Origin of the sequence: Modestobacter sp. DSM 44400 (assembly GCF_900107175.1) — a bacterium.
Taxonomy (GTDB): Bacteria; Actinomycetota; Actinomycetes; order Mycobacteriales; family Geodermatophilaceae; genus Modestobacter.
Map to the genome: position 1 here is coordinate 129,585 of NZ_FNOZ01000008.1, position 13,025 is coordinate 142,609.

General features: G+C 69.0%; 14 protein-coding genes and 1 pseudogene. 4 read left to right on the plus strand and 11 right to left on the minus strand.

Annotated features, from left to right (window positions below; genetic code table 11):
- Nucleotides 1-386: 386 nt before the first annotated feature.
- From BLW04_RS07895 to nthB, 6 genes are all read right to left on the minus strand, one after another.
- A complete protein-coding gene (locus tag BLW04_RS07895; protein WP_091538318.1) occupies nt 387-1,148 on the minus strand; it encodes a hypothetical protein in 762 nt (253 codons plus the stop codon).
- A 42-nt stretch (nt 1,149-1,190) separates the two neighbouring features.
- Complete coding sequence (locus BLW04_RS25805) at nt 1,191-1,331, minus strand: IS3 family transposase (protein WP_139306771.1); 141 nt, start codon at nt 1,329-1,331, stop codon at nt 1,191-1,193.
- Nucleotides 1,332-1,758: 427 nt separating this feature from the next.
- Entirely contained in the window at nt 1,759-2,664 is a 906-nt protein-coding gene (locus BLW04_RS07900) for a HoxN/HupN/NixA family nickel/cobalt transporter (RefSeq protein ID WP_217630899.1), read from the minus strand.
- A complete protein-coding gene (locus BLW04_RS07905) occupies nt 2,661-3,098 on the minus strand; it encodes a nitrile hydratase accessory protein (protein WP_091538320.1) in 438 nt (145 codons plus the stop codon). The genes BLW04_RS07900 and BLW04_RS07905 overlap by 4 nt, the downstream gene beginning before the upstream one ends.
- Nucleotides 3,095-3,745, minus strand: coding sequence for a nitrile hydratase subunit alpha (gene nthA / locus BLW04_RS07910; protein ID WP_091538322.1), 651 nt, complete (start codon nt 3,743-3,745; stop codon nt 3,095-3,097). Before nthA ends, BLW04_RS07905 begins: the two co-directional genes overlap by 4 nt.
- 42 nt (nt 3,746-3,787) lie before the next feature.
- Entirely contained in the window at nt 3,788-4,468 is a 681-nt protein-coding gene (nthB, locus tag BLW04_RS07915) for a nitrile hydratase subunit beta (RefSeq protein WP_091538324.1), read from the minus strand.
- Nucleotides 4,469-4,758: 290 nt separating this feature from the next.
- On the opposite strand from nthB, the gene BLW04_RS07920 reads away from it, so the two are divergent.
- Together BLW04_RS07920 and BLW04_RS07925 are read left to right on the plus strand one after the other, a co-directional pair.
- Nucleotides 4,759-5,274, plus strand: a complete 516-nt coding sequence (locus BLW04_RS07920) for a hypothetical protein (protein WP_091538326.1) — start codon at nt 4,759-4,761, stop codon at nt 5,272-5,274.
- A gap of 267 nt (nt 5,275-5,541) precedes the next feature.
- Nucleotides 5,542-6,393, plus strand: a complete 852-nt coding sequence (locus tag BLW04_RS07925) for a hypothetical protein (protein ID WP_175483942.1) — start codon at nt 5,542-5,544, stop codon at nt 6,391-6,393.
- On the opposite strand, the gene BLW04_RS07930 is transcribed toward BLW04_RS07925, so the two are convergent.
- The 3 genes from BLW04_RS07930 to BLW04_RS26585 are packed head-to-tail and all read right to left on the minus strand — an operon-like array spanning nt 6,369 to nt 9,472.
- The gene (locus BLW04_RS07930; RefSeq protein ID WP_217630900.1) at nt 6,369-8,486 is read right to left on the minus strand and encodes an acetate--CoA ligase family protein; all 2,118 of its coding nucleotides are present in this window, start codon (nt 8,484-8,486) and stop codon (nt 6,369-6,371) included. The genes BLW04_RS07925 and BLW04_RS07930 overlap by 25 nt on opposite strands.
- On the minus strand, nt 8,483-9,289 hold the full coding sequence (locus BLW04_RS07935; RefSeq protein WP_091538330.1) for an enoyl-CoA hydratase/isomerase family protein: 807 nt from the start codon (nt 9,287-9,289) through the stop codon (nt 8,483-8,485). The genes BLW04_RS07930 and BLW04_RS07935 overlap by 4 nt, the downstream gene beginning before the upstream one ends.
- A gap of 30 nt (nt 9,290-9,319) precedes the next feature.
- Nucleotides 9,320-9,472: a hypothetical protein gene (locus BLW04_RS26585; protein ID WP_175483943.1), complete on the minus strand. Its 153-nt coding sequence runs from the start codon at nt 9,470-9,472 to the stop codon at nt 9,320-9,322.
- A gap of 537 nt (nt 9,473-10,009) precedes the next feature.
- Between BLW04_RS26585 and BLW04_RS07945 the strand changes: the two genes are divergently transcribed.
- A complete protein-coding gene (locus BLW04_RS07945; RefSeq protein WP_175483944.1) occupies nt 10,010-11,512 on the plus strand; it encodes a PucR family transcriptional regulator in 1,503 nt (500 codons plus the stop codon).
- Nucleotides 11,513-11,932: 420 nt separating this feature from the next.
- On the opposite strand, the gene BLW04_RS07950 is transcribed toward BLW04_RS07945, so the two are convergent.
- Entirely contained in the window at nt 11,933-12,544 is a 612-nt protein-coding gene (locus tag BLW04_RS07950) for an IS5 family transposase (RefSeq protein WP_091538334.1), read from the minus strand.
- On the opposite strand from BLW04_RS07950, the gene BLW04_RS29140 reads away from it, so the two are divergent.
- Complete coding sequence (locus BLW04_RS29140; protein WP_256375470.1) at nt 12,504-12,659, plus strand: VOC family protein; 156 nt, start codon at nt 12,504-12,506, stop codon at nt 12,657-12,659. The genes BLW04_RS07950 and BLW04_RS29140 overlap by 41 nt on opposite strands.
- A 114-nt stretch (nt 12,660-12,773) precedes the next feature.
- On the opposite strand, the pseudogene BLW04_RS07960 reads toward BLW04_RS29140, so the two are convergent.
- Nucleotides 12,774-13,025: pseudogene (locus BLW04_RS07960) on the minus strand (ISAzo13 family transposase); the annotation flags it as partial.

Consider the following 13,025-nt stretch of genomic DNA (forward strand, 5'->3'; position numbering starts at 1 on the left):
CGCGCTCCTCCTGCTGACGACGTTGGCGCTCCCGCTCCCGCCGACGAGCCTTGTAGTCGGCGGTTCCCCTGTTGCCCATGCCCTCAGGGTCCGTAGCCAGGTGTATCAACTCGTCACCACGAATCGGGCAGACCGTGGGTGCAAGAGGTGTGACCGACCGCGATCTTGATCGCTGTACCTGGGGATGAGAACCTGTCAGGTGTCCGGCGACGCCGCCTTACATTGGTGCGGGCGAGCCCGTTGAGGACCTTCGCTCCCGTGCGTCCGTCGAGGAGTTCGTGAAGGACTTCTTCCGGCGCCTCGTCGCGGCATAGCCGGGGGTCCCTCGGCACCGTCCACCTCGACCGCCGATTCCTCGGCCACGCCGTCGGAAGGCCTCGCTCGGATCAGGCTCCCGGCTTGGCCGTACCCATCCCCTTCAGGGTTGCGGTGACCACGCCGAGCGCGTCCTTGTCGAAGCCTTTCTCGATGACCCGCAGCTGATGCGGAAGGGGCCGCATGCCCTCGCGCTGGCCCTCGAACGTGCCGTCTGAACGGCGGTTGTTGTCCGGGATGACCTCGAGGATGCCGCAGGCGGCGAGGTACTTGTAGGCGCTGTACGTGTCCAGCGAGAGGCCGTGGAAGCGGATGCGTGTTGCCCCGGTCAGCTGCACGGTGAGCTCCGGCGGCCAGGGGCTGGCGATGCCGACGTGCGCGAGAATGCTTAGGAGGAGGGACATCTCCGAGTCGGACAGCACCATGTGCCACCCGCTCAGGAAGAACGACCGCGGCAGGCCGAAGACCGCCTCGCTGGGCTTGGGCACCCGGTAGGGCAACGCTGTCGCCCGGACGATGTCGCCGGCCTCATCCAGCAGCATGAAGCCCTCGTACTTGGCCTTGGTTGCGCCAGCGTTGGGCAGTTGCACGAGGCGGATGTCGTCGCCGGCGAGACGCTTGAGAGTTCCGCCCAGCTGACGGATGCGGTTGTCCTCGGGACTGGCGTACGTGCTCCCCGTCCCCGAGTTGCTGCCCGCGGGCATGGCGATGAGGTCCGACCAACGCCGGCGGCCGGTGCGGTCGCTGACCAGCGGGAGCACCGGCCGGTCGTTCACTGGGCGCTGCCCGGCCTTGGTGGTGCAGTGCCCGGTGGACAGCGCGGTCAGGTACATCTCCTGAGGAGCCCGAAGCTTTCCGGACAGGGAATCTGTTGGTTATGCCGCGGAGTCTTGCTCGTGCCAGTTGCGTTCGTACTCGTTCGGGCTCATGTAGCCGAGCGCCGAGTGGAGCCGAATGTTGTTGTACCGGAGTTCGATGGCCTCGATCAGCGCGGCATGGACTCTCGACAAGCCCATCCTCGCAGGTAAGGAGCCCTTTCCGTGTGATCAACTTCCCGCCGAGCCGGTCCTGCATGAAAGCGCCAGGTTAGCGACCGCCGCGTCGGCCCTCCGTTGACAGTCGGCCCGGCACACGTGCGTCACCGGAGGCGTCATTTCCGCCTGGACATTGGAGCGGTCGTCCTCGAGGAATCAAGCGAACCTTGGCTCCTACCTAGTCGTCTTGCACCGCGCCTGCTCGTCAATCGCGCGACGTCCCCGGCCAACCGGGTCGACCGATCCACTGAGACCGGCGGAGCGAGCCGGCGCTCAAGGCCGGCGTAGCGCCATACGAGCAGTGCACCACCCCAGGTGAGCACGAAGACCGCGACGATGCCGTAGCCGAGCAGTTCGAAGGAGTCGGCCACGGCGGCGTATCCGCTCAGCAGGGGCACGTCCGCGTAGTTCACCAGGACACCGGCCAGGTACACGCTGGAGGGGAAGCCGGCCACCAACACGGTCGCCCCGGTCGTCGCGATGTTGTAGTCAGCCGGCGCGCCGGGTGGCCGGCCGACCACGAGTAGGCCAGCGACATCAGGACGCCGTCACAGGTGTCGAAGGCGCTCATCCCGGCGGCGAAGAGCAGGGGCAAGGACAGCACCGCCAACAGCGACAGTCCACCGGCCTGCGCAGTGCTGGCCGAGAGCGTTAGCAGGGTTACCTCGGAGGCGGTCTCCAGGCCGAGCCCGAACAGGATCCCGAGCGGGTACATGTGCCACGAGGAGCGGATGAGCGAGCGGGCTCGGCCACCGAGGATGCGGTTGACCAGCCCGCGGTTGAGCAGCAGCAGTTCCACCTGCTCCTCGTCGAGCCGGCCGCGTCGCATGTCCCGCCAGGCCCCGACGATGCCCCGCAGCACTAGCGCGTTCAGGATCGCCACCAGCGCCAGGAACGACATGGCCACGATGGCCGACACCGCGCCTCCGACGTGCCGCCAGCGGTCGAGCCCCGGGGTGGCCGTCGCGCCGGCTGCGACTGCCACCACGAGAGCCAGTGCGATCACTACGGAGGAGTCACCCATCGCGAAGAAGAACCCGACACCGACCGGACGCCGCCCACGTTGCACCATCAGTCGGGTGGTGTCGTCGATCGCCGCGATGTGATCGGCGTCGAAGGCGTGGCGGATCCCGAGCACGTACGCGAGGACCCCGGCGCCGGCGAAGGCGCCGGCGCCCGCAGGCCCCTGCTTCACGGCCAGGTAGCCGGTCCACCCCACCACGTGCAGTAGCAGCACCGCGGCCACGATGCCCGATAGCTGCAGCCGCTGCCCCCGCGTCCAGACGGGGTTAGCGGCGTTCGGAACCGCCGTCACGGCACCGGCGGGGAGCGATCTATCCGGGCGGCGTCAACGGCGACCGGCTCCCGTCGCGCCCGCTGGTGGTGGGCGTTCCGCGGGGTCCTCAGCACGGCTCGGGTCCGCTCGTCCAGCGCCGCCGGGTCGAGAACTCCTCTCTCCGCGAGGAGGGTCTGCAGGGCCTCCAGCCACCGGTCGTAGTAGCGCCACTCCTCGCCGGTGCCGGCGTCCTCCCAGGACCGGATCGCGGCGATGAGCGCCTGCTGGAACTGCGGCCAGTCGTATTGACCGCTCTGGTGGGCGGCGACCCCGAGGGCGAACGCGCGGATCTCCCAGGCGGTCTGGAAGGCGACCTCCCCGTCAGCCGGCCGGATCTGCTCCTGGTGCGGCAGCTCCAAGAGCAGGTGCTCGACCCGCCGCCGGGCGGCTTCCCGGTCGTCCATCGCGGTCATCGGCGCGAGGAGCCCGGGTGCAGCGGCTCGCCGACGCCGATCAGCGAGTCACGGGTCACCAACTGGGCCAGCTCCTCCTCACTGAGGTCGGCGGTTCCCGCCGGGCGCTGCGGCAGGACGAAGTAGCGCAGCTCGGCGCTGGAGTCCCACACCCGAATCTCCACCGACTCGGGGATGTCGAGCTGGAAGTCGTCCCGCAGCACCTCCCGGGGGGCACGCACCACTCGCGAGCGGTAGGGCGGCGCCTTGTACCACTTCGGCGGCAGGCCGAGCACCGGCCACGGGTAGCAGGAGCAGAGCGTGCACACGATGACGTGGTGGACCGTGTCGGTGTTCTCCACAGCGATCATGTCCTCGCCCTGCATCCCGCCGATGCCCAGCTCCGCGCACGCGGCGCTGGCGTCGGCCAGGAGGCGTTCCTTGAAGGCGGGGTCGGTCCAGGCCTTGGCGACGACCTTGGCGCCGAGGTGCGGGCCCACCTCGTTCTCGTAGATCTCCGCGAGGCGGTCCACCGCGTCGGTCGTCATGATCCCCCTCTCGATCATGAGCGCCTCGAGCGCTTTGACCCGCGCGGCGATCTCCTCCTCGGAGCGCTGCACGGGCCTGGGGATCGGAAGCGGGGTCTCGGGGCTTTCGACGGTCGACATCCGGGTCCTCCTCAGCAGCGAACGGGACAGAACGGGTGCGGGTCAGGCCGGCTGGAGATAGGGCTCCCAGACGTCGAACGACACGGTCGCGTTTGGGTCGGCCACCTGCTCGCCCCATAGGTCGGCCGCGCGGAACACAACTGTGTAGACGTGCTGGGGGTCGTCACCCAGCCCGTTGCCGGCGCTGTCGGGATAGACGAAGGTGCCATGCGCCTTCTCGATGACGCCGGTCCTGCCCCGGACGTAGCGCGCGCGGCGGGTGTGGCCGAGCGGGCTGTCGTCGACCACGCGGACCCGGTCGCCAACGGCGAACCGCGCGGGCCGGTCGGAGTCGCGACGGGCCGGGGCCCCTTGGCGGACCATGGTCTCCATCAGCGCGACGAGCTCGGGGTCCTTGCGGTCGGGGACCGGTGCGTCCGGGTGCTGAAGGTAGTACCGAGTGCGCTGCTCGAGCTCCTCCGGGTCGATGGCCCCGGCTTTCACCGTGTAGTGCTCGATGGCGTGCGCCCAGTGCTCGTAGTAGGGCGACAGTAAATACTCTGCCGCCGGCATCTGCTCGATGCCGTAACGGAACTCGTCGACGCCGAAGTAGCCCTTCACGGCGTTCGTGGGGAACATCGCGAAGGCGGCTTTCTCCCAGTCGGCGTGCCAGACCGGTTCTTCCTTCTCTACCTCGACCGAGCCCAGCCCGTCGGTTCCTCCGAGATCGTGGACGCCGTTCATGCGCCTCTCCTCTGCTGGGGGTGGGAGCCCAGGAACGGAACGGATCGGCCAATCAAACCCCCTCGCGGGGAAGGTGTCCAGAATCCTGGCGCAGTCGGCGACCCTGTCTCGGTGGCGTACGAGGAGGCTCACCGGTGGCCGCGCCCCGCGGGCTGGGCCCGGCCTCCGTCTTTCACCGGGATGCCCACATCGCGGACGTGATCTTGACCTGAACGTGGCGAGGTGTACCGGACCAGCCAGAATGCGATTTGTCGAAGATCGGATTCCGAGCGGGGCGGTGCACCTCTTCCGTGCAAGCTACGTCATGGGCCGACCGGCTGGAGCTGGTCGCCGACGATGATCGTCTGGTCGGGTTCGCCGGGGCGTTGCCGTTGCGGCTGCTGGCCGAGCGGGCCGGGCTGTCTGCGGTGATGCGCCGGGCCGGCTTCGACCCGGTCTATGACCGCGGCCAGTTGCTGGTCGACCTGGCCGTGGCGCAGCTCCTGGGCGCGGAGGCGATCAGCGACTTCCAGGGCATGCGGCACCTGGCGCCGGTGACCGGACCGGTGCCCTCGACGCCGACGGTGTGGCGGGCGCTGGCCGAGATCGGCGAGCTGCAGCTGACCCGGAACCATGCGGCGATCGCCTCGTTCCGCCGGCACTGGTGGGGACTGCTGGCTGCCGGCCCGGACGGCTTCCCGTGGCTGAGCGTCGCCGGGCGGGAGCTGACCGGGACCACGGTGGTGGACCTGGATGCCTCGGTCGTTTCGCCGCCTCGGAGAAGGAGAACGCTGCCGCGACCTACTCCTGTTGGACTGAGCTATTGAGGCAGCGATCATAGCGTCGAGCGTCGAGTGGGCTGCGGAGCGTTACGTTCCCGGCCATGATCGACGGGCTCGGGGAAGACCGTGAGTTGTCCTCACTGGTCGTGCCGGCGGTGGGCGCCGTCGCGGCGGGCAGCGATCTGCGGAGCCGGTTCGGCTGATCGACGGCGACGGCGGACCGGTCGTGCCGGTGACGGCGTTCCTGAGAGAGCTGCAGGCAGCGGGCCGTTCGGCTGCGACGCAGCGGTCGTATGCGATGGACCTGCTGCGGTGGACCTGCTGCGGTGGTTCCGGCTCGGGTGGGCCATCGACGTCGGGTGGGACCAGGCCACCCGGGTGGAGGCTCGGGACTTCTGCCGCTGGTTGGCGTTGCGCGACAAGCCGACCCGGGCCGATGTCAGCAGGAGGCGTGTGGCGTCGAACGCGGTGACCGGCAAGCCCGGCCCGGGAACGAAGTACGTCACGTCGACCAGGGCGCACTCGGAGACGGTGTTGCGGGGGTTCTACGACTTCCACCGCGACGCCGGGACGGGCCCGATAGTCAACCCGTTCCCGCTCTCCCGGGAGCGGCGCGGAGGTCGGGCGAACGCCCATCACAACCCGATGGAGCCTTTCGGCAACGAGCGGATGGGACTGTATCGGCCGCGGAACGCCCAGCGGATCCCGCGCGCCATCCCCGACGAGTTGTTCAACCGGGTGTTCGCCGAACTAGGCTCGCATCGGGACCGGGCGCTGATCGCGATGTGGGTGTCGACCGGAGCCCGGGCGGCGGAGCTGCTCGGCGCGCGCTGCGGTGACGCCGACCCCGGCCAGCAGCTGGTCACCGTGATCCGCAAAGGGACGCGCGCGCTGCAGCAGGTCCCGGCGTCACCGGATGCGTTCGTGTGGCTGCGGCTCTACCGGTCCGGGCTCGACCAGACGGTGCCGACCGGCCGTGACGACCCGCTGTGGTGGACCCGGCGACGCCCGTTCCGGGCGCTGACCTATCAGAACCACACGCTCATTGCGAGGAACGTGCTGGTCGCGATCAGACCGAGGGCGAGGGCGGCGCGCCGCCCCTCGTGCGAAGGGATGCTGTCTGGCGCCGCCACCACCCGTCAGCCAACCTGCGCGTGCTGCTGATGCAGGTTTGCCGCCCTCACCCTGCCGAGCGCGGCAATCGCCCGATCGACGGACTCCAGCACCGGCACGCCGTGAACCGCGGCCTCGGCGCGGAGGGTACGGACCAGCGCCTCCTGATCCGCGCTGAAGCTGCTGCGAAGCACCAGCGCCAGCGGGACTCCGGCCCGGTCCGCGGTCAGCAGGTCTCTTGTGAGAGCGCGGACGAGATCGGCCGCCTCGGGCCCGTCCATGATGTCGTACACCGTGCCGAGGTCGAGGTAGGCGCAGAGAAAGTCGATGGCCGGATCGGCGGCCAAGCCCTCGACAAGCGCCCCGGTGAACGATCCGCTGTCGTCGTAGAGCGACCAGACCGGGATGTCCACCGGGTTGCTCAGGCTGCTGCCGGGAGCTTCGTACTGAGCAAGCGCCGCGGCGGTGGCCGACGAGAGAGGGGGCAGCCCGAGATCCTGCTCGAACGCCGTGTCGCAACCGACGACCGCGACGCCCCCGCCGCTGCCCACCAGGCCGAGGCCCCGCCCGGTGAGCTCTGGCGCGTACTGGGCCACCAGCAGCGTGTCGAGCAGCTCGTCGAGGCTCTTCACGACCACCACGCCGGCTGCGGACCCGACGTCACGCAGCAGTACCGGGTCACTGGCCAGCGCCCCGGTGTGGGAGGCCGCGGCCGCTCCGCCGGCGGCACTGCGACCGCCCTTGAACAAGACGACAGGGGTCGTGATTCGCGACGCCAGCCGGAAGAAGCGGCGGGCGTCGCTGTCGTCCTCGAGATAGAAGGCCACCAGGGAGGTGTTCGGGTCCGCCTCGCAAAAGCCGAGCAACTCCGAAGGTGACACGTCATCGCAGTTGCCGACCGAGCTCACGAAGCTGAACCGCAAGCCGAGCTCGTTGCCGCGCCGGACGACGTCGCCGGCGTAGGTCCCGGACTGCGAGACCACCGCGATCGATCCCCGCTCGTCCGACGACGCCTGCTTGCCGATCATCGTCAGGTTGGAGTATGGGGTGTAGTGCCCGATGCAGTTCGGGCCCAGCACCCTCATCCCGGTGCCGGCCACCGCCTCGCGCAGGTCCGAGGTGCCTGCGGTATAGACGTGGGCGGTCCGCGTGCCCCGCGCGGCGAGATCCCGCAGCGTGTCGGGCACGACCGCGGCCGGCAGGGCAACGACTGCGCGATCGACGCCCTTCGGCAGCTCGTCGATTGACCGCACCGCCGCGAGGCCGAGGATCTCCGTCGCCGATCGGCTCACCGGATACAGGGCACCGGTGAAGCCCTGCTCTACCGCACTGCGCACGGCCCGGTGTCCCATCTTTCTGGGATCCGTCGACGCGCCAATGACCGCCATCGAGGTCGGATAGATCGCCGGCCGCAGCTGCTCGTACAGCTCTTGCGGGTCAGGGAGATCGACTGCTACCTCGACGTCCGCACCGCGGACCACGGCACGCGCGTCGACGGCGACGATCCGGTCGGCGCCAACGACAACCGGGTTCAGGTCGATCTGGTCGACCGGTTCGGACAGCAGCATGCCGTTGACCCCCCCTACGCACACGAGGAGGTCGGCCAGCTGGGCGTGACCGGTGGGGAAGCGGTGGCGAAGGACCTTGCCGATCCTGGTTCGGTCGATCAGCGCGGCCGCGGCGTCCCGGTCCAGCGGCACCTGGGCGAAGGCCACGTCGCCAAGCGTCTCGACGTCGACACCGCCGGAGCCGACCATGACTATGGGACCGAACCCCGGGTCGTGCAGGGCCCCCACGACTACCTCGGGGCCTGGCTGGATCATCGGCTCGACGGTCACGCCACGGACCTGGACGGAACGGGCCTCCTGCTCGGCGAATAGCCGCTCGACCGCCTGCTGCACCTCGTCGGGACCGACGTCGAGCAGGACGCCACCTGCCTTGCTCTTGTGAATGACACCGTCTGCCACGAGCTTCACGGCCACAGGGCGCCCGGCCGCGCGCGCAGCCTCCGCGGCGGTCTCGGGCGTCGAGGCGAAGGTGACGGGGTTGGCGGGAACCCCATAGCGGATGGCTAGGTTACGGATGACATCCTCACGGAGGCGCTCGCCGGAGGCGGCGCTGGGGCCCATCCTGATTGCGGTCACGCGAGCACCTGCGCAATGCGGTCTTGCAGGTCCTTCGGCCGGTTGGGGTAAGCGGGCGGCCTGCGCTCGAGGAAGGAGTTGACCCCTTCGGACCCGTCCGGGAGGTCCCTGACGAGTGCGGCGAGGAGCGGCTCAGCCCCGCGTCCGGCGTCGGTGCCGTGGCGCACCGTGTGGGTCAACCCCGCTTTGACGGCGGCGACTACGGCGGGTGACACGGCGGCGATCGACTCCGCCAGCGCAATGGCACCGTCCAGCGCCTCTGGCCGGTCTGCGATCCGCATCACGAACCCGCACTGCAGCGCTTCCTCGGCCCCGAAAGGTACCGCCGTCGCCAACCATCGATAGGCGACGGGGTAGCCGACGAGATCGAGCAGTCTGCTCAACTGCCCTCCGACGGGAACCAGGCCGATGGCCGCGCCGACCGCGCAGAAGCGGGCACCGGGGGTGGCGACGCGCAGGTCGCAGTTCAGCGCCAGGATGAAGCCAGCTGCATACGCCGGGCCGTCGATGGCGCCGATGACCGGGGTGAGGATCTCCGACGGTCGGGAGAATGCCGCGTTCGCTAGCGGGTCGCCCGCCGTCTCCGGGGTCTCCATAACCTCCTGCAGGTCGTGACCTGACGAGAAGCAGCCCCCACTTCCCGTTACGACGATCGCCCGCACCGCGGGATCGGCGTCGGCCCGGTCGAGCTCCTCCAGCAGCGTGGGCGCCATCGCTCCGGAGAAGGCGTTGCGCTTTGCAGGATTGTCGATGGTCAGGACGCGGATCGCGCCCCGGTCGGACACTCGGATTCCAGGTCCCATGACTGCTCCGTTCGGTCGAAGTCACATGTTTCAGGCCTGCGGGATGCCGGCGGCCGGAACGGGCACCGCGACGCCGGCGACGGCGATGACGAGCTGGCACGCCTGGGCGCCCCGCCCCCAGTGCGCCCCGGACAATGACGAGGTCACCGTCGGAGTGGTGTCGCCCTCCGACCGGAACCGCATCGGGTCGGTCGTGGTGCCGAGCAGAGCCGGCAGTGGCCTAGGACGACACGGGGCTCCAAGGGTCCGTTGGCGCTGTCGTCCCTCCGGGCCGCGCGCGGGGCGTCGGAAAGCCCGCCCATCAGCTCTGACCGAGAGGGCGTTGAGCCTCTCGGGCCGGTCGATGGTCAGCCAGGCGGTTTCGCTGCGCGCCTCGACGTCGATCGACTCACGCTGGGACATGCTCATGCGACTACCTCACTGTGCCGGCTCTGCCGGGATCGCATCCCGCGACCGAAGCCGTAGACCGCCCGCAGGCGAGGCGGCCGGGGGGCGGATCTGGGCGCCTAGGAGTAACTCGAGCGCTGCAGTACCTCGCACGTCGTCGTCTCTGCGGCGTCCCCGATTCTTCACCTCCTCATCACCTGGCTGAGCTCCTCGAGCTGCTCGTCACTGCGCGATCGGAAATCGGCGTGCACGGCTGAGATCCCCGGACTCAGTGACTGTTGCGTCCAGCCCTCGGTGTCACGCGGGGACGACCGGATGCACGGGAGGGAGACCGTGACATCGCGGAACGCTATGCCTGCCATGCGAGCCGCGTCATGCGACGATCCGACAACTCGTCGCCCATCCGTTCTCTTTTCAATGACATGCACCGGCCGACTTCGGGGCGGTGGAGCTGAGGAGGCGCCCGATGATGGCTGGCATCAGAAGATCCGCTACCAGGCGCTGCCCGCGGAAACGCGGGGCGGGCGTACTTCCGGACAGAGGATCTCGACACCTGCGGCGGTGTCGCGTCGGGACGGAGGCCCTGCGGTGACAGCGGCGACGAATGCGTCCCTCACCTACGACCAGCGCCGGCGAAGGGTGCTCGAGCGGATCCATGCCCGTCGCCACGAGCTCGCCCGCGAGCTCGTCGAGGAGTATCGGACGATCATCGCCGAGTACCGAGAGCTACCGGAGTCGGTGCTGATGCGAGACGTCGCCGAGGTCGCGGTGCAGAACATCGAACATCTTGTACGCATGTTCGACGGCGGCTTCGACTTGTCGGGCGACGGGGGCGAGTGGTTACGTCGGAGCGCGGCGCGCCGCGTCCACCAGCACGTAAGCCTGCCCTCCCTCCTGCGCACCTTCCGGCTGTGGGGCAACCACCTCTGGCGGACGATGACCGAGCTGGCCGGCGACGACGAGATCGGGCGCCGACTGGCCGTAGACGCGGCGGACGCGATGATGCGTTACGTCGACCAGGTCTCGACTGATGTCACGGAGGCCTACATCCGCGAGTCCACCAGCGTGGCCACCGACGGGCAGGCGCTGCACGCGGACGTCCTGGAGACACTGCTGGTCGGTGAGCCCGTCAGTGAGCGGGCTCGTCGGCAGGTCGCCGTGCTCGGGTCCACGCTCCGCGACCGGCTCATGGTGATCGTCGTGCAGCCCCAATCGCGCGACGATCCGTTCACTGGTGCCCAGGCCGCGGTACGGGCCGCGCGCAACCTGATCGGCCCGTTGGCAAGAAGGTTCCTGGTCGGGGCCCGCGGTACGGAAGTCGTCTGCATCTGCGGATTGGACACCGACGACGAGGCCCGCCATCTGGAAACAGCGGCCGACCAGGTCGTCTCCTCGAAACCGGGGTGGACGGTGGGCATCGGACGGGTGACCGAGGGGCTGGAAGGTGTTCGCCGGTCGTACGCGGAAGCCAGGGAAGCCGCGGACCTCGGCTTCTCCACCCAGCGTTCCGGTCGTGCCGTCCGATTCGCCGACGTCCTGCTCGACCAGCTCCTGCGCTCCGCCCGGCACACCGAGGCACTCCTCGACGAAACGGTGCGCCCGCTCGCCGACTACGACAGCCGCAAGCAGGCGGAGTTGCTTCCGACCCTGCGAGCTTATGTCGCGTGCAACTTCAACCTCACGAAGGCAGCCGACCACCTGGCGGTCAATCCCAACACGGTCGCATACCGCCTTCGACGCATCCGCGACCTGACCTGCCGGGACCCGTCCACGGCGGACGGTCTGCTCCTCCTCGCCTTGGGCCTGCGACTGCTGGATTCCGCTCCGGTTCTGTGATCTGCCTGCAGTCAACGACACAGACCCCGGAGAACTTTTCGGTTTCCCCAGTGGTACAGGTCACACGGCGGGCATAGATTCCCGGCACGTCCTGCGGCGCGGTGACCAGCGGAGGGGTCGTCGCTCCGGGCACCACAGACGCGCTCGCGCGAACCTGTCGCGGCCCGCTGCGGGGGGCGGCAGGCACAGGCACGCACCGCGACTCATAGGAGAATCCATGAGGGCCGGACCATGAGTCACCCGGGTTCTGCAGGGCCCTCCGCCTGGAAGGGGCGGCCGCCGAGGTGCTCGCTCGGCTACCTGTGGCCGCGTGGAGCCGTGCAATGGGTCCCGGCCTCGACCGATCACCGGCCGTGCGCGGCAGTCCTGCCACTGGCGCCTCCTCATGCACGGCGACACGACTAGGGCCTGTCTCCCCGATCATGTGGTGAGCCAGATGATCATGCTCGCGAAGACGATCCCGCCTCGGTAGTTCACTGCTTTCTTGTCGTAGCGGGTGGCGATGCCGCGCCACTGCTTGAGCCGGTTGAAGGCCCGCTCGACGACGTTGCGGCCCTTGTAGGCGTCTTTGTCGAATGCGTACGGGCGGCCTCCGGTGCTGCCACGGCGGACCCGATTGGCGAGCTGATCGGCGCGCTCGGGGATCGTGACGACGATCCCGCGCTCGGCCAGCAGGGCCCGGTTGGCCTTGGATGAGTAGCCCTTGTCGCCGAGCATCTGATCTGGGGTGGTGCGCGGTCGACCCGGTCCTGGGCGCGCTACCCGGATCTCGGCCAAGGCGGCGCCCAGCATGGTGGTGTCGTTGACGTTTCCGCCGGTCAGGCCGATAGACAGCGCCCTGCCGCGGCCGTCGCAGATCAGATGCAGCTTGCTGGTCCAGCCGCCCCGCGAGCGTCCCAACCCGTGGTCGACCGGCTCGGGTGAGCCTCGGCCGACCCAGCCGACATGGGCGTCGACGGCCGGTTTCTTGTCATTCGACTCAGCCCCCTGTGTGGCCCGGCAGGTCCGGGACAGCGATCTTCCGGTTATCAGTCTGGGCGCGTATCGCGTTCAGGTCGGGCAGGGACCGGACGTGAGCTGGGTGGTTCTCGCCGATCCAGAGGGCAACGAGTTCTGCGTACTCACGCGGTCGGTCCAGGAGGTGTAGAAGGCCAATCGAGGGCCGCTGGCCAATCCCGTAAGCGGATCGCCGGGTGGGTCGAGCCGGTGGAGCCGGTGAAGGCCAAGCGGAAGCGGCCTTAGAGCTTGGAAGGGAATTACATCAATGTAATTCGTCGTCGATGGTTCGCGGTGTGATCGTGTAGTTCCACTCTGGGTGGAACGGATCGCCGTCGAGCCGGACGTCGGCGAGTTCGGCATCGGTGACCTTGATCTTGTCGGGATAGGAGCCCTCGTCCAGGCGGGCGTAGACCTTCAGCCCGGTGCGGGTGGTGGTCGAGGCGATCAGGTCGATGATCACCTGGCGGCTCTCCAGCGGTTTGCCGCGCCAGTTGATGGTGATAAAGCTGAACAG